This is a genomic window from Sphingomonas sp. Leaf28 (genome assembly GCF_001421685.1).
GTDB classification, from domain to species: Bacteria; Pseudomonadota; Alphaproteobacteria; order Sphingomonadales; family Sphingomonadaceae; genus Sphingomonas; species Sphingomonas aurantiaca.
In genome coordinates this window covers 203469-220504 of the sequence record NZ_LMKX01000001.1, presented here as the reverse complement: position 1 = coordinate 220504, position 17036 = coordinate 203469, and the positions used below count along the sequence as shown (strand labels likewise).

Annotated in this window: 13 protein-coding genes; 6 read left to right on the top strand and 7 right to left on the bottom strand. The window is 68.0% G+C overall.

The window, feature by feature from the left end; translation table 11 throughout:
- Positions 1–203: 203 nt before the first annotated feature.
- Positions 204–1619 carry an MFS transporter gene (locus ASE79_RS01030; protein WP_056410950.1) on the bottom strand — a complete coding sequence of 472 codons (1416 nt, stop codon included), beginning with the start codon at positions 1617–1619 and terminating at the stop codon, positions 204–206.
- A 58-nt stretch (positions 1620–1677) separates the two neighbouring features.
- On the opposite strand from ASE79_RS01030, the gene ASE79_RS01025 reads away from it, so the two are divergent.
- On the top strand, positions 1678–3807 hold the full coding sequence (locus ASE79_RS01025) for a prolyl oligopeptidase family serine peptidase (protein WP_056410946.1): 2130 nt from the start codon (positions 1678–1680) through the stop codon (positions 3805–3807).
- 100 nt (positions 3808–3907) lie between these two features.
- Here the strand turns inward: ASE79_RS01025 and ASE79_RS01020 are convergent, their stop codons facing one another.
- From ASE79_RS01020 to ASE79_RS01010, 3 genes are all read right to left on the bottom strand, one after another.
- Positions 3908–4459, bottom strand: coding sequence for a glycine zipper 2TM domain-containing protein (locus ASE79_RS01020; RefSeq protein WP_056410942.1), 552 nt, complete (start codon positions 4457–4459; stop codon positions 3908–3910).
- Between the two features lie 80 nt (positions 4460–4539).
- A complete protein-coding gene (locus ASE79_RS01015; protein WP_056410940.1) occupies positions 4540–4863 on the bottom strand; it encodes a hypothetical protein in 324 nt (107 codons plus the stop codon).
- A gap of 112 nt (positions 4864–4975) precedes the next feature.
- Positions 4976–7267, bottom strand: a complete 2292-nt coding sequence (locus tag ASE79_RS01010; RefSeq protein ID WP_416354492.1) for an ATP-dependent helicase — start codon at positions 7265–7267, stop codon at positions 4976–4978.
- A 209-nt stretch (positions 7268–7476) separates the two neighbouring features.
- Between ASE79_RS01010 and ASE79_RS01005 the strand changes: the two genes are divergently transcribed.
- From ASE79_RS01005 to ASE79_RS00995, 3 genes are all read left to right on the top strand, one after another.
- Positions 7477–7806, top strand: coding sequence for a UrcA family protein (locus tag ASE79_RS01005; protein ID WP_162236984.1), 330 nt, complete (start codon positions 7477–7479; stop codon positions 7804–7806).
- Between the two features lie 247 nt (positions 7807–8053).
- Entirely contained in the window at positions 8054–9721 is a 1668-nt protein-coding gene (locus ASE79_RS01000) for an inorganic phosphate transporter (protein ID WP_082444989.1), read from the top strand.
- Between the two features lie 211 nt (positions 9722–9932).
- Positions 9933–10880, top strand: a complete 948-nt coding sequence (locus ASE79_RS00995) for a hypothetical protein (protein WP_056410934.1) — start codon at positions 9933–9935, stop codon at positions 10878–10880.
- On the opposite strand, the gene ASE79_RS00990 is transcribed toward ASE79_RS00995, so the two are convergent.
- Positions 10796–12028 (bottom strand): glycosyltransferase family 4 protein, encoded by a 1233-nt coding sequence (locus ASE79_RS00990; RefSeq protein ID WP_056410931.1) that lies wholly within the window; start codon positions 12026–12028, stop codon positions 10796–10798. The two genes, ASE79_RS00995 and ASE79_RS00990, sit on opposite strands and share 85 nt — an antisense overlap.
- Positions 12029–12168: 140 nt before the next feature.
- On the opposite strand from ASE79_RS00990, the gene ASE79_RS00985 reads away from it, so the two are divergent.
- Positions 12169–14253, top strand: a complete 2085-nt coding sequence (locus ASE79_RS00985) for an HAD-IIB family hydrolase (protein WP_056410928.1) — start codon at positions 12169–12171, stop codon at positions 14251–14253.
- The gene (locus ASE79_RS00980; RefSeq protein WP_056410924.1) at positions 14250–15107 is read left to right on the top strand and encodes a glycosyltransferase family 2 protein; all 858 of its coding nucleotides are present in this window, start codon (positions 14250–14252) and stop codon (positions 15105–15107) included. The genes ASE79_RS00985 and ASE79_RS00980 overlap by 4 nt, the downstream gene beginning before the upstream one ends.
- Here the strand turns inward: ASE79_RS00980 and ASE79_RS00975 are convergent.
- A complete protein-coding gene (locus ASE79_RS00975) occupies positions 15104–16204 on the bottom strand; it encodes a glycosyltransferase (protein WP_056410920.1) in 1101 nt (366 codons plus the stop codon). The two genes, ASE79_RS00980 and ASE79_RS00975, sit on opposite strands and share 4 nt — an antisense overlap.
- Positions 16201–17028 carry a hypothetical protein gene (locus tag ASE79_RS00970; protein WP_156359478.1) on the bottom strand — a complete coding sequence of 276 codons (828 nt, stop codon included), beginning with the start codon at positions 17026–17028 and terminating at the stop codon, positions 16201–16203. The genes ASE79_RS00975 and ASE79_RS00970 overlap by 4 nt, the downstream gene beginning before the upstream one ends.
- Positions 17029–17036 lie beyond the last annotated feature (8 nt).

The window sequence follows — 17036 nt, the reverse complement described above, 5'->3', positions numbered from 1 at the left end:
TTGGGGGACGGTGCTAACGAAGCGCATCGCTTCGTTATATCCGACGTTCCAATTGGGCCCCGGCCTTCGCCGGGGAGGATGGTTTTGAATTAGATCGCTGCAAAGCTTGTGTCCCCGCGAAGGCGGGGACACAGACTGGGCACCCGCCTTCGCGGGTGAACATTCTTCTGCTCCCTCTTCCCGCCGGGGAGAGGGAGAAGCGGTCACCGCGTCTGTTGCGCGGGCTGCACGTCCTGCGTTTCCTCGGTCGGCGGGTTGCGGATCGAGGGGCGGAGGCGGCTTAGGCTGCATAGGCCGGCCACCAGCGCGAGGCCCGCGGCTACGAGCGGCGGCGTCGTGCCCGCGCCCACGCCCATCGCCAGCAGCGCTGCGACCAGCGTCGCGCCGGTGGTCTGCCCTACCAGCCGCACCGTCGAGACCAGCCCGCCCGCCGCCGCCGCGCGTTCGCGCGGGGCCGATCCGATGATCAGACGCGCGTTCGGCGCCATGAACATCCCGAACCCCGATCCGCACAGCGCCATCCGCCACGCAATGTCGAAATAGCCCGGATCGGCCGGCATGAACGCAAGCAGCAGCAACGCGCAGATCGACACGCCCATCCCGATCCCGCCGAGCAACCCCGCCGGATAGCGATCCGACAGCCACCCCGACAGCGGCGCGACGACCATGTTCGCGAGCGGCCACGGCGCGATCGCCGCACCCACCTCCGCCGCGCTGAAGCCGTAGGCATGCGTCAACCGGAACGGCGTCGACAGCAGCAGCGTCATCTGCGCGATGAACGCGGTGTACGCGCCGATCGCGGACAGCGCGAGCACCGGCCGAGCGAGCAGGTCGATCGGCAGGATCGGACTGGCCTCGCCGCGCTCGCGCCGGACGAACACCCAGCCGATCGCGATCCCGGTGAGCACGATCGCGGCGGAGACGATCGGGCTGTCGCCGTGCACCGCGCTCTCCGCGCCGCCGATGACGAGCCCGATCATCGCTGCGCACATCACTGCGCCGAGCACGTCGAACGGTGCGTCCTGCGGGCGCGGCTCGGGCAGCGCGCGGCCGAGCGCGAGGCTCAGCAGCGCGAACGGCACCGCGCTGGCGAACACCCACGGCCAGGGTGCGATCGCCAGCACGAGCCCGCCGATCGTCGGCGCGAGCGCGGCCGAACTGGAGACGACGACGCCGTTGATACCGAGCCCGCGGCCGAGCTGCCTGGCCGGATAGATCGACCGGATCAATGCGGACGAAACGCTGAGCGCCGCCGCCGCGCCCAGCGCCTGCGCGGCGCGGACGACGAGCAGGAACGGGAGGCTCTTGGCGAAGAAGCAGAGCAGGGTGGCGAGCGTGAAGATGAGCTGGCCATATTGATACATGCGTTTGAGGCCGATCCGCCCGCCGAGCCCGGAAAAGGGAAGCAGCGCCATCGCGAGGATCAGCTGGTACACCGTGACGACGGTGACCACCGCGCTGCTGCCGACGTCCAGGTCGCGCGCGATCGTCGGCAGCGCGACGGTGGCGATGCCGCCGTCGATGATCGTCAGCGCGGTGCCCGCCGAGATCGCGGCGATGGCGATGAAACGGCGGGGTTTGGGCAGGCCGTCGGCGGCCGATATCTGGTCCGGTTGCATTGCGCCCCGCGATAGACCCCGGCATGTAGCACGCCAAGCAAATCAGGGAGATACGGTGATGCGGGTTCTGGCTTCGATGCTGGCGGCGACGATACTCAGCGGGGGCGCCGGGCTTGCGAGCGGCACCGCGCTTGCCCAAGTCGCACCGATGACACAGACGAACACCGCCACTGACCCCTATATCTGGCTCGAGGACAAGGATGGCGCCAAGCCGCTCGCCTGGGTCGAGGCGGAGAATGCGAAGACGCTCCCGCGGCTCCAGAACGATCCGCGCTACAAGACCTTCCATGCCGAGGCGCTCGCGATCGCGTCGGCGAAGGACCGTATCCCGATGCCGAACCAGATGTTCGGGCGGATCTACAATTTCTGGCGCGATGCCGATCATCCGCACGGGCTGTGGCGCTGGACGAGCGCGGCGGACTATGCGTCGGCCACGCCGCACTGGACGACCGCGCTCGACCTCGACGCGCTGGGCAAGGCCGAGGGCAAGCAGTGGGTCTGGAAGGGTTCGACCTGTCTCGAGCCCGAGCAGCGGCTGTGCCTGGTCGCGCTGTCGGAAGGCGGTGAGGACGCGGTGACCTATCGCGAATTCGATCTGCAGACGGGTGCGTTCGTCGCGAACGGGTTCACGCTGCCCAAGTCGAAGCAGGATGCGACCTGGGTCGACAAGGATACGTTGCTGGTCGCGCGCGACTGGGGGGCAGGGACGACGACGCAGTCGGGCTATGCGTTCGTGATGAAGCAGCTGAAGCGGGGGCAGCCGCTCAGCGCTGCGACCGAGGTGTATCGGGGGGCTGCGACCGACCAGGGCGGTACGGCGGCGAACGTGCTGACGGACGAGAAGGGCAACCGCCTGATCGTGATCCAGCGCCGGAAAACCTTCTTCGGGGCGGACAAGCTGGTGTGGACGCCGGCCGGTGCGCGACCGCTCGCCTTGCCCGACCGGACGTTCCCGGCGGGGATGATCGACGGGCAGGTGATCTTCTCGACGAGCGACCCCTGGGGCAAGATCCCCGAGGGCGCGATTGCGTCGGCACCGCTTGCCGAGGTGGAAAAGGGGGCGATCAACCCGACGATCGTGTTCGCGCCGGGGCCGCGCCAGTCGGTCGACGGCATGGGGCTGACGAAATCGAAGCTGCTGCTGGTGGTGTCGGACAATGTCCGCGGCCGCGCGTCGGTCTATACGCACGGCGCAGGCGGCTGGACCGCCAAGCCGATCGCACTGCCCGACAACGCCTCGATCGACGTCGCGAGCACGACCGATCGTAGCGACGACGCGTATCTGACGGTGACGGGGTTCCTGACGCCGACCTCGCTCTATGCGCTCGATGCGGCGTCCGGCGCTGCACCCAAGCCGATCAAGACGCTGCCGCCGAAGTTCGATGCGTCGAACGACGTGGTCGAGCAGTTCGAGGCGACCTCGACCGACGGGACGAAGGTGCCGTATTTCGTCGTCCACAAGAAGGGCATCGCGCTCGACGGGACCACGCCGACGATCATGACGGCGTATGGCGGCTTCGAGGTGTCGATGACGCCGAGCTATTCGGGCAGCACCGGCAAGCTGTGGCTGGAACGCGGCGGCAGCTACGTGCTCGCCAACATCCGCGGCGGCGGCGAGTTCGGGCCGAAGTGGCACGACGCGGGCCGCAAGACGAAGCGGCAGGTGATCTATGACGACTTTGCCGCGGTCGCCAAGGACCTGTTCGCGCGCAAGCTGACGAGCCCGGCGAAACTCGGCATCTATGGCGGGTCGAATGGCGGGCTGCTGATGGGCGTCGAGTTCAACCAGCATCCAGAGCTCTGGAAGGCGGTGACGATCCAGGTGCCGCTGCTCGACATGATCCGCTACGAGGGGATCGCGGCGGGCGCGTCCTGGGTCGACGAATATGGATCCGTGAGCGTGCCCGAGGAGAAGGCGTTCCTCGAGAAGATCTCGCCCTATCAGAACATCAAGAAGGGCGTCGCTTATCCGGAGCCGTATATCTGGACGACGACCAAGGACGACCGCGTCGGGCCGCAGCATGCGCGCAAGTTCGCCGCGCGGTTGAAGGAATATGGCCTGCCGTATCTATATTATGAGGATACCGCGGGCGGCCATTCGGGCGATGCCGATATCGAGCAGGGTGCCCGGTTGCAGGCGTTGCAGATGACCTACTTCACGCAGAAGCTGGTCGGGCCGGCGAAGTAGGCCTTTGCCGTCATCCTGGACTTGATCCGGGATCCAGAGCCACAAGGCTTAACGCCTGTGGCTCTGGATCCTGACTTTCGTCAGGATGACGGAATAGACCTCAGCGGCAGCGGACCTGGCTGTTGCTCTGGTCCACCGCACGCCCGGCAAGGCCACCCGCGGCCGCGCCCAGCAGCGAGCCGACGATCCGCGAACGGCCGCCGTCGATTACGTTGCCGAGGATACCGCCGCCCGCGGCACCGATGATCAACCCGGTCGTGCCGTCGTTGCGCTTGCAGTAATAGCGGCCATCCTGCCCGGCATAGACGCGGTCGTTGGTCGCCAGCGTGCGCTCCTGATAGTTCGGCCCTGCGCGATAATAGCGCGAGGGGTCGTAATTGCCCTCGTCGCGCTCGTCGGGATAGGCTTCCTGATACCCGCCGCTGCGATCGGGCGCCTGGCGATACCCGCCCTGGGGTGCATAGCCGCCGCGATTGCCGCGCACCGACTGGTAGCGATCGAATTCGGTACGGAAAATCTGCAGTTCGCTGTCGAGCCGCGCCTGGGCGGCGGCGAAGCGCGCATCGTCGGCACTGCTCTGTGCGACGGCTGGGGTGGCGACGGACAGGCAGGTGGCGGCGATCATCGCAGCCGTGCCGAGAAAACGCTTCATGATCAGGATCCTTTCAGGGTGTCACGACGAGGGCGGGCGGCAATATGCGACTGCCGCCCGCCCGATATCAACGGTCTATCTCAGCGGCAGATCTGCACGCGGCGATGGTTGCGCCACTCGGTGCGGCAGCGACGGCTGTTGTTCCAGTTGCGACGGTCGTTGCCGCGACCGCGATAGCGCCGGTCGTCACGGCGATCGCCACGATGATCGTTGCCGCGGAAACCGTGACGGTCGCCGCGATGATCGCCACGCGGGCCACCGTGATGATCGCCGCGGGGACCGCCACGGGGGCCATTGTCGTGCTGGCTATAGCCGCGAGCGCGCTGCGCTTCGGCGGGTGCGGCGGCGCCGAGGCCGAGAGTCGCAAAGGCGAGCCCTGCGGCGATGAGATGCGTAAACTTCATGGGACGTCCTCTCGAACCCGAGTATCGGGGTGCCACGCTGATACGGCTGTCGAGAGACATGGTTCCTGAACGCGATTGTCGGCTCCCGTACAGGTACGCCGACGCGGGGGTACTAGGGCGTCAGCGTCACGAAGCTGTCCATCACGCGCTTGCGGCCCGATTGTTCGAAGTCGATCTCGAGCTTGTTGCCCTCGATCTCGGCGATGCTGCCATAGCCGAACTTCTGGTGGAACACGCGCATCCCGAGCGACAGGTCGTCGCGACCCTTGTTGCCGAGGCTGATCGCGCTCGCGCGGCTTTCGACGACGCGGGCGGGTTTGGTGGAGAAGCCGCCGCCGGGCGTGGCCGCGCGTTGCCAGCCGGGGCCGCGGCCGGTGCCGCGCGCGACGTCGGCGAACGGGTCGGCGCGGTCGGACCAGTTGGCCTGCCACAGGCTCGCACCGCCCGACATCGTCGTCTCGGTGTCGGTGTGCTCGGCGGGCAGCTCGGCGACGAAGCGCGAGGGGATCGACGAATTCCACTGGCCGTAGATGCGGCGATTGGCGGCGTGGAGGATCACCGCCAGCCGCCGCGCGCGCGTGATCGCGACATAGGCGAGGCGACGTTCCTCCTCGAGGCTCTTCACGCCGCCCTCGTCGAGCGACCGCTGCGACGGGAACAGCCCTTCCTCCCAGCCGACGCAGAACACGGTGTCGTATTCGAGGCCCTTGGCGGCGTGGATCGTCATGATCGTGACCTGCGGATCCTGCGCACCGCCCTCATTGTCCATGACCAGAGAGACATGTTCGAGGAATGCACCGAGCGAGTCATATTCCTCCATCGCGCGGACGAGTTCGCTCAGATTCTCGAGCCGACCGGTCGCCTCGACCGATTTCTCGGCCTGGTACATCGCGGTGTAGCCGCTTTCGTCGAGCAATTGGCGCGCGAGTTCGGCGTGCGGCAGGCTGGTCGCCATGTCGCGCCAGCGCGCGATGTCGCCGACGAGGCGGCCGAGCGACTTCTTCGCAGCCCCGGTCAGCTCGTCGGTGTCGAGGATGCGGGCCGCAGCCGTCGTGAGCGGCGTACCAGTGGCGCGCGCGAGCTGGTGGATCCGCGCGAGCGCCTTGTCGCCGAGGCCGCGCTTGGGGACGTTGACGATGCGTTCGAAGGCGAGGTCGTCCGCGGGCTGGTTGACGACGCGGAGATAGGCGAGCGCGTCGCGGATCTCGGCGCGTTCGTAGAAGCGGAAGCCGCCGACGATCTTGTACGGCATGCCGATCGCGATGAAGCGATCCTCGAACTCGCGCGTCTGGTGCTGCGCGCGGACCAGGATCGCGACCTCGTCGAGCGATTTGCCCGAGCGGCGCACCGACTCGATCTCCTCGCCGACGCGGCGCGCTTCCTCGGGGCCGTCCCAGACGCCGATGACCTTGACCTTCTCGCCGACGTCGAGCTCGGTCCAGAGCTGCTTGCCGAGGCGGCCGCCATTGTTGGCGATCACGCCCGACGCCGCGCCGAGGATGTGCGGCGTGCTGCGGTAATTCTGTTCGAGGCGGATGACTTTCGCGCCCGGAAAGTCGCGCTCGAACTTCAGGATATTCTCGACTTGCGCGCCGCGCCACGAATAGATCGACTGGTCGTCGTCGCCGACGCAGGCGATGTTCTTGCGCTCCTGCGCGAGCAGCCGCAGCCAGAGATATTGCGACGAGTTGGTGTCCTGATACTCGTCGACCATGATGTATTTGAAGCGCTGCTGATACTGCGCGAGCACGTCGCGGTGCGTCTTCAGGATGACGAGCATGTGGAGCAGCAGGTCGCCGAAGTCGCATGCGTTAAGCGCGCGCAGCCGGGTCTGATATTGCTCGTAGAGTTCGCCGCCGCGGCCGTTGGCGTAGCGCTCGCTCTCGCCCGCATCGATATCGGCGGGGACGAGGCCCTTGTTCTTCCACTGGTCGATCAGCCCGGCAAGGCTGCGCGTCGGGAAACGCTTCTCGTCGATGTCCGCGGCGAGGATGAGTTGCTTGAGCAACCGCAGCTGGTCGTCGGTATCGAGGATGGTAAAGTTCGATTGCAGCCCGACGAGCTCGGCATGGCGGCGCAGCATCTTGGCGGCGATCGCGTGGAAGGTGCCGAGCCACGGCATCCCCTCGACCGCGTCGCCGACGAGTCGCCCGACCCGCTCGCGCATCTCGCGCGCGGCCTTGTTGGTGAAGGTGACCGAGAGAATCTCCGACGGCCAGGCCTTCTTGGTGAAGATCAGGTGTGCGAGTCGCGCGGTCAGCGCCGCGGTCTTGCCGGTGCCTGCGCCGGCGATGATCAGGACGGGTCCGTCGGTTGTCAGCACCGCCTCGCGCTGCGGCGGATTGAGGCCGCGGAGATAGGGGGGCTCGGCTTGCGGCGCGGACGTTTGGGCGATCTGGTTCACCGGTGAACAGGTAGGGAACGGGGCGCGGTGGGGCAACCTTTGAAACGTCGCCGAACCGTCGCGTGGGCGTCATGATCCGCGACTAGGGGATGCGCAGCGACGTGGTTCGTCGTCGGAGACTCCGCACGCAGAACGGCGTCCCGATGCGCAAGCGCCGTCGCCCGCAGGCCGATGCCTGCGGACCGCAGGACCAAACGAGGACCATCATCATGAAGATTTTCATCAGCGTCGCTTCGGCGGCGATCGTCGGCGCGTGCCTGTTCTCGACGGCCGCATCGGCCAGTTCCGTGCGTGAGCCCGTGTCCGTGCGCGTCTCGCATGCGGGGCTCGACCTGACCAGCGCCGCGGGGCGGACCCTGTTCCAGCGCCGGCTGCAATCGGCGATCGCCAGGGCGTGTGAGCCGCGCACGAGCGGTCTCGATGCGTTCGCCGACGCGCATCGCTGCCGCCAGGAGATGACCGCCGATGCCAGCGTCAAGATGGCCGCCCTGCTGCGTCGCGACGGCACGCAGCTGGCCAGCATCAACGCGACGCGCTGACCTGTCGCGCTAGCCACGAAGGTCGGCTTCGACCGACCCTCGCCCGCAAGGGGGGGGTGGCTGGCGCTTGCCAGACGGAGGGGGAGGGGAGCGTAACCTCGGTTGCGTGTCCGCCCCCTCCGTCGCCTTCGGCGCCACCTCCCCCTGGCGGGGAAGGATCGTTATGCGGGCGTCCCGAATCAGGCGTGTCGATCGCTTGATTTACATCTGTCATAAGATTGTCATCGTAAGGGCCGACTGCACCTCCATGGCTACTTCCACATTTGCACCCGACGCGCTGACGGCTGATCCGAGTGCTATCGCCTCGGCACCGCGTACTGGCCCCAAGCTCGATCACGCGCTGCACCCGGCGGGGCGGTGGATATTCCTCGCCGTGCTGATCGGCGGGCTGGCCTATGCGGGCTTCAGCATCGCGTTCGATACCGCGCAGGTCGGCGAGAGCCTGGCGGGCGGCGCGTTCGCGTTCCTCGCGCTCGCGCTGCTGATCGCGCTCGGGTTCGAGTTCGTGAACGGCTTCCACGATACCGCCAACGCGGTGGCGACCGTCATCTACACGCATTCGATGCCCGCGCCGCTCGCGGTGGTGTGGTCGGGGTTCTTTAACTTCCTCGGCGTGATGCTGTCGTCGGGTGCAGTGGCGTATTCGATCGTCACGCTGTTGCCGGTCGACCTGATCCTCAACGTCGGCAGCGTCGGCGGGTTCGCGATGATCTTCGCGCTGCTGCTCGCGGCGATCGTGTGGAACCTCGCGACCTGGGCGGTCGGTCTGCCGAATTCGTCGAGCCATGCGCTGATCGGCTCGATCCTCGGCGTCGGCCTCGCCAACCAGCTCATCCGCGGCGGCGCGGACGGGACGTCGGGCGTCGACATGGCGCAGGTCTGGAAAGTGCTGTCCGCGCTCGCGTTCAGCCCGATCGTCGGCTTCGTCGGCGCGCTCCTGCTGCTGCTCGTGATGAAGCGGTTCCTGCGCGACAAGGCGCTGTACGAGGCGCCCGAGGGCCAGACGCCGCCGCCGCGCGGCATCCGTGCGCTGCTGATCGGCACGTGCACCGCGGTCAGCTTCGCGCATGGCAGCAATGACGGGCAGAAGGGGATGGGGCTGATCATGCTCATCCTGATCGGCTGCGCGCCGACCGCCTATGCACTCAACCGGACGATGCCAGAGAGCGCGACGCCCGCGTTCGTGCAGACCGCGCAGGCCGCCTCCGCCGCCTATCGCGCGCACGCCAATGGCGCGCCGGCTGGCGTCGGCGCAGCACGCGCGCAGGTCACGCAGGCGCTGAAGACCAAGCAGGTTTCGGATCCGGTCATCTATGGTGCGCTGGCGACCCTGTCGGACGACGTGTCGAGCCGGATCGCGGGTTATGGGTCGCTCGGCAAGGTGCCCGCTGCGGCGACGCCGAACCTGCGCAACGACATGTACCTCGTGCTCGACACGACCAAGCTGATCGCCGCCGACACGTCCGCGCAAAGCCGCTTCACCGCGCAGGAGATCACGACGCTCAAGAGCTACAACAGCGGGCTCGAACAGGGCACGCGCTACATCCCGACCTGGGTGAAGGTGACCGTCGCGCTGGCGCTGGGGCTGGGGACGATGGTCGGGTGGAAGCGGATCGTCGTCACGGTGGGCGAGCGGATCGGCAAGACGCACCTGACCTACGGGATGGGCGCGTCGGCCGAGCTCGTCGCGGCGTCGACGATCCTGCTGGCGGTCAATTTCGGGATGCCGGTGTCGACCACGCACATCCTGTCGTCGGGCGTCGCGGGCGCGAGCGTCGCCAACGGTGCCGGGCTGCAGCGTCGTACGGTCATGAACATGGCGCTGGCCTGGGTGATGACGCTGCCGGTGGCGATGCTGCTGTCGGGCGGGTTGTACTGGCTGCTGCTGACGCTGGCGCACTCGCTGGGGTATTGAGCGCCTCGCGTCATCCTCCATCCGTTCCGTCATCCTGACACCTTCTCGTCATCCTGACGAAAGTCAGGACCCAGGGTAACAGGCGGGGCGTGCGTGGCTCTGGGTCCTGACTTTCGTCAGGATGACGGGTGTGGGTTGGGGCAGGGTGTCTTAGCCAACTGACCCCGCGCCGCACGGGAACCGCGTCCCCGCGCTACGGGTTGCCCGCACCATGCAAATACGATGCTCGATCTGCGGGAACTGGGACTGGATCGCGCGCGAGGCCTGGTCCGAATGTAGCCATTGCCGCCTGCTGGTACGCGATGTGAACGAGGTCGGCGCGGTCGCATGCGACATCGTCGCCCGGCTCGAAAGCGGCACCGTCGATCTGGAGCGCGACCCGGCGGACCGCTGGACGCTTGACCCGGCGGGACTGCGCAACGCCGCGTGGCGCTTCGGCTTCGAGGTCGAGCCGATTGCCGTCGCGCCCGACACCGTCCGCTTTCCGCCGGATGACTCTCCCGCCCGCGCGCGCTCGACCCCTGCGGCATCGGTGTCGCACCAGATCGGGCTCGGGATCATGGCGCGCCCCGCCGATGCGGCCGACATCACCGCGATCGCCACCGAGTTTCGAGACGACTTCAGCCGGATCGTCGTGCTGCTCGACGGCACGGCGGACGACGCCGCTGCGCTGGCCGCGCGGCTTCCGTGGATCTCCGTCCTCCACCACCCCCTCGCCGGCGATTTCGCCGCGCAACGCAACCGTCTTCAGGATGCGATGCAGACCCGATGGGCGTTGCAGATCGATACCGACGAGCGGCCCGATGCCGCCTTGCTCGGCGCGCTCGGCTGGCTGGTTGCGGCGGCGGACCGTGACGGCCTGCGCTCGCTCGGACTGCCGCGCCGCAACCTCGTCGACGGCGTGCAGTCCGCCTCCTATCCCGACATCCAGTACCGCCTCAATCGCAGCGACATCCGGTTCGCCGGTCGCGTCCATGAGCGGCCGGTCGTGCCGTTCGTCGAGAGTTCGCTGGCACTGACGGGGGCGCTCGAACACCGGCTCGACGGTGCGCGCGTGCGCGAGCGGACCCGGATCTACGAGGCGATGTCGACCGGCGCAGGGCGGCCCGAGGACGAGGCGCTGCTGCTCGCGCCGTTCGATTCCGCGGCGGTGCGATAGACTGCGATCGTCTCCGCGGCGAGCGTGTCTCGCGTGAACATGCCCGACGCGCGGCGGCTCGCCTCGGCATGGTGCGTTCGCAGCCCCGTATCCTCGATCAGCCGCTGGACCTGCGTCGCGAGATCGTCGCCGGTGCAGCGCCTGGCGAGCAGACCCGCACCGCTTGCGCCGATGAACAGCCGCGCGCTCGGATCCTCCGCGCACGCCACGACGGGGCGGCCGAACATCATCGCCTCTTGATAGACCAGCCCGAAGCTCTCGTAGCGCGACGGCGCGACGATCACGTGCGCGGCCTCCATGAGGTCGTGAAGCATGGCTTCCTCGACGCGGTGGTGGCAGGTCAGCCGCGCGCGCGCCGATCCGGGGATCGCGCCGACATCGTCCGCATGCACGCCGACGATCGTCAGGCGGAAGTCGCGCATCCCGGCATCGGCACGGCGCGAGAGGATCCGGTGCGCCATGATCAGCGCGTCGAACCCCTTGCGATGCTCGTCGCGGCCGACGAACAGCAACTGGATCGGCTCGCCGGTCGGATAGGGTGCCGCAGCGCCGCGCGCGACGATCTCGGGGGGCAGGCTGAGCCCGATCACCGCGTGTCGGCCATCCTCGCCGGGTGCTGCAACACCGTACAGCGCCGCGACCTTCTCGCCGTGAAGCTGCGTGTTCGAGATCAGCGCCTTGCTGCGGCGCGCGGCGATCCGCTCCACCAGCATCGCGGCACGACGATCGATCCGGTCGCGCAGGCTGGTCACGGTCGCCGCCGACGTCGCCGCCGGAGTCGAGTTGCGCGTCACCAGCGGTGCCGGACCGGCGAGCGCGATCGCGAGCCCGGGCGCATACCAGTTGGTCGCCTCGACCACGTCGAAGGGCGCGCGGCGATGTTCGCGCGCGACCGCGCGGCGGAACGCGATCGGCGCGACGAGATGGCCGATCGCGACGACCTTGCGCAGCCGAGCGGCGAGCGATCCTTTGCGCAGCCCGCATCCAATCACCGAAACCCGACCGTCGCGGCTGTCCTCGCGCCGGTCCATCGCAAATACGGTCACGTCGTTGCCGGCATCCGCCAGCGACTGCGCAATCTCGCGCGCCGCGCGCGTAAGTCCACTCTTTTCAGGGGGATAGGCCCAGGAGAGCAGTGCGATCCTCATATCGGGTGGCAACAGGCGCGGCCGCGCGCCGGAACGAACGTAGTAACTTGCGTCAATACAAGGGTTTTAACTGGCATTCGCCCGGAACTCACAACCGCGCGGACGGTTCCTTGGCTGAATTTTAGATGAACGGGGGAAGGGTGTTCGTACTTCATATCGCGTTGCAGGGGTGCTTACGCGCAACCGACGTTGAATACGGGATCACCGCCGACACCGGAGGCCATATCCGGTATCTGCTCGATCTGGTCGCTGCCAGCGGGCGCAATCCGGCGATCGACCGGATGGAAATCGTCACCCGCGCCTTCCACCATGTCGCCTATGCCGAATGCTATGCCGAGCCGGTCGAGACGATCGACGGCACCACGCGGATCGTCCGCCTGCTGTCCGCCTCCGACGCGTATCTGGTCAAGGAAGAGCTGTGGACCGAGCATGACAGCCTGGTCGAGGCGCTCGTCGCGCACATCGCCACGCTCGACCGCGCGCCCGATGTGATGCACGCGCACTACGCCGATGCCGGGCTGATCGCGGCGCGCGTGTCGGCGCGTACCGGCATCCCCTATGTCTTTACCGCGCATTCGCTGGGCCGGGTCAAGCTGGCCGCGTTCGATCGCGACTGCGCCGAGACCGCCGGGCTCGATCGCCGCATCGCGATCGAGGAGGAGGCGATTGCGGGCGCCGCCGCGATCATCGCCTCGTCGCGCGACGAGGCCGAGGTGCAATATGCCGATTACGCAGCCTACGACCCCGGCCGGATCCGCGTGTTCGCGCCCGGCAGCGACCTGAAGCAGTTCGCGAACTGCGCCACCGACGCGCATGTCGATGCGCTGATCAACCGGTTCCTCGACGATCCCGACAAGCCCGTGATCCTCGCGATCGCGCGCCCCGTGACCAAGAAGAACCTCGCCGCGCTGGTGCATGCCTATGGTCGCTCACCCGCGTTGCAGGCGGCGGCGAACCTCGTGATCCTGGCGGGCACACGCGACGACAGCACGACGCTCGAACCCGAGATCCGCGACAACATCGCCGAACTGCTCCAGCTGATCGACCGCTATGACCTGTACGGCAAGGTCGCCTATCCCAAGCACCACCGCCCCGACGACATCGCCGCGGTCTATGCGCATGCCCGCACCCGGCGCGGCGTCTTCGTCAACCCCGCGCTCAACGAGCCGTTCGGGCTGACGTTGCTCGAGGCGGCGGCGAGCGGGCTGCCCGTGGTCGCGACCGACAGCGGCGGGCCGAACGACATCGTCGAGACGTGCGGCAACGGCATCCTCGTCGACCCGCGATCGCCGAGCGCGATCACCGATGCGATCCTTGGCATCCTCGACGATCCGGCGCTCTGGTCGCGCTATTCGGCGGCGGGGTCGGTCGCGATCCGCGCCTATGACTGGGATCGCCACGTCCAGCTTTATGTCGGGCTACTCGAGGAGGTCGTCCGGACGCCCGAGGTCGTCGAGCGCGACCCCGCAGTGTTGCTCGTGTCCGACATCGACGGGACGCTGATCGGCTGCGCGCAGGGCGTCGACGCCTTCGCGGCGTGGCACGCGGCACAGACCGACGTGGCGTTCGCGATCGCCACCGGGCGCAGCTTCCACAGCGCGATGGCGGTGCTCGGCCAGCATGACGCGCCACGCCCGGAGATCCTGATCACCTCGGTCGGCTCGGAGATCTATTACCGCGCGGTGCAGGGCGCGGTGTATGATCGCGACACCGAATGGGACGGGATCATCGCCGCGGGCTGGGACCGCGATGCGGTCGCGGCGCTGGTCGGGCGTTATGCCGGGCTGACTCCGCAAAGCCCGCTCGAACAGCGCCGGTTCAAGCTCAGCTATTTCGCGGACGGCGACATGGCGGCGGCCGAACGCGTGCGCGCGTTGCTTGCGGAGCACGGGCATAGCTGCTCGATCATCCAGAGCCATGGCCGCTATCTCGACATCCTGCCGCACGCCGCATCGAAGGGGACCGCGGTCGAGCATGTCCGCCGCCGCCTCGGCCTCGAACCGCGCCAGGTGATCGTCGCGGGCGACAGCGGCAACGATATCGAGATGCTGCGCTCGTCGCGGCACGCGATCATTGTCGGCAATTATTCGGACGGCTTGGGCTCGCGTGCGGACCTCGCGCACGGCTATGTCGCGATCGGCCATCATGCGCGCGGCGTGATCGAGGGCGTGGCGTATTTCCGTGAGGCCGCAGCGTTCGAGCCCGTCAGGCGGCGTGTCTCGTGAGCGTCAGCGTCCTCACCCTGGTGCGCGGCCGTCGCGAGCATCTCGTGAACCTGATCGCGGGGCTGAACGCTTCGCTGCGCCAGCCCGACGAGCTGGTGATCGCGTATATGCAGCCCGAGGCGCATGCGGACCTCCCCGCGACACGTTTCCCGATCCGCGAGGTGTTCGTCGCGGGCGACGAGATGCCGCTGGCGGCGGCGCGTAACCGTGCCGCGGCGGCCGCGTTGGGCGATCAGCTCATCTTCCTCGATGTCGATTGCGTGCCGTCACCGACTTTGGTCGGGCGCTACGCCGAAACCGCGTTCCAGCCCGGCGGGATCCGGTTGGGAGAGGTGTTGTATCTCCCCGCGGGGGCCGTCGCCGACGGGATCGATTTCGCCGCGCTAGACCGGATCGGCAAGCGTCATCCCGACAAGCCGGCGATCGCGCGCGACGACATTCGTCCGACGCCGAGCCATGGCGAACTCTGGGGCCTGTCGTTCGCGATCGCCGCGGCGGACTGGAGGCGGGCAGGCGGGATGGACGAGCGCTATATCGGCTATGGCGGCGAGGAAACCGACTTTGCCGCGCGGCTGGAGCAGGCGGGCGTCGCGATGTGGTGGGTCGGCGGCGCGCGCGCCTATCACCAGCATCACGTCGTCCACACGCCAGCGTTCCAGCATTTCGACGCGATTGTCCGCAACGCGCGGCTGTTTCGCGCGACCTGGGGCCGGTGGTGCATGCAATATTGGCTCGGGCAGTTCAGCGAGCGCGGCCTGATCGCCTGGGACGACGAGGCGATCACCATCCTGCGACAGCCGACCGCGGAGGAGATCGCCGGTTCAAAGATGTCGCCGGAGACCTTGTTCAGCTAGTCCGCCGCCCACAGCGAGACCGCCAGCCCCTCCAGATAATCCGCCGCCACCTTCGCCGCATCGTCGTCATAGAGCCCGGCCAGCGCCGCCGGATCGAGCGCCTTGGCCGCGTCGAGGATGCCACGCCACGGCGCCAGCGCGCCCGGCCATGTCGGCAGCGCGACCGCCGCGCCCAGTTCGGCCAGCCGCTCGGCTTTGCGAGTCTGCTCGCCGAAATAGCGCCATTCGGGTGCGCAGACATAGGGCCGCCCGACACGCGCAATCTCGTGCACCGTGTTGTCGCCAGCCGATGCGATGACCACGTCCGCCGCGGCGATGTGATCGGTCACGCCGGGGACCCAGCCCAGCTCGACCAGGTTGCCGAAATCGGTCTCATGCCCTTCGCGGTGCACCGGACCCAGCACCAGCCACAGCGCGTCGGGCACCGCACGCGCGGCCATCGTCAGCGGTGCGTAGGGCGTGCCCGCGCCGCCGCCGCCGGTCAGCACGACGACGATCTCCTGGTCCGGATCGAGGCCCAGCTTCGCGCGCGCCTCGGCCTTGGTCGGCACCGGATCGACCGTCGTGCACAGCCCGCCGGCATAGCAGGTGTTCGCGCGCACCCAGTCGGGGGTGTCGCCCTGCTCGAGCGCCGCGCCGAACGGCGCGAGCAACCCGACGCTCGCCTGATACGCGCCCAGATGCCCCTGATCGAGCCGGTCGCCGTGCATCCGGATGCTGATCGCTGGCACGCTGGCGATCCGCGCGAGCAGCGTGATCTCGGCGGACACGTCGACCACGAACAGCGCCGGATCGACATCGTCGAGATGGTCGATGATCGTCCGCATCGTCGCCCGCGTCTTCGCCACGCCGAGCGGGACGCAGTGCATCACCTCGGGCGTCGCCTGCGCGAACAGGCCGGGGGTCGGCACCGGCGCACCGATCATGTCGGGTAGTGCTGCGATCGTGATCGGCCGCTCGAACCCGTCGAACAGCGACGGCTTGGCGGTCAGGATCGTCACCGCGCGCTCGGCCGGGAGTTCGCGGATGATCGCCATCGCGCGGTTCGCATGGCCGCGGCCCTGATGGTGGATAAAGAAGGTGATCGGCTGGCTCATGCGGCGGTCTGTACCGAAGCCTGCGGCGAAGGCGATTGATGTCGATCAGCATGGTCGGCGCTCAGCCCGAACTCGGCCTCGACCGCGGGATCGAGCCAGGCGGCGATGTGCTCGGCGTCGGCCGGCGCCAGATCGGGATAGGGCGTCGGCACATAGGGTGCATAGCCTTGCCCCTTGTAGCTGGTGATCGGCACGTAGGACTCGTGGCGCGCGAACCCCGTCGCCTCCGCCAGCGCTGCCACGAACGCCGCCGGATCGCGCGTGAACGCATCATAGCCGAGCAACGCGACGTTGTGCGCGCGGTTCGTCAGCGACGACCAGTGGCGCAGCTTGGCGGTCCGCTTGGCGATGCAGTTGGCGAAGCGCTCGCCCGTCTCGGGATCGCGTTCGTGCAGCATCTCGTTGCCATACATCGGGTGGCCCGGCTCGATATGGCCGAAATGATCGTCCCAATAGCTGTGCCAGTGGCTGCGGATGAACGCGTCGAACGGCTTGGCCTTCAGCTCGGGGTGCGCGTGCCAGGGCTGGCGGTGGAGGCTTCGCGCCCAGTCATATGCGTTGCGCGCGACGACCAGCACCAGCGTGTCCTTCACGAACAGCGTCTGCGGCGGCACGAACCAATGCTTGAAGCCGAACGCCTCGGTGATCTCGGCACCCGGCATGTTCGCCTCGATCGCGCGTGTGACGAGGTTGGTCCCGCTGCACCGCTGGCCATAGATCTGCACGCGCGTGATCGGCACGTCGCCGCGTGTCAGGATCCGCAACCCGGGCAGGGGTTGCTGCCAGTTCAAGGGCTTGGCGGGCGAAGGGAAGGGGATCGACATGGTAGGAC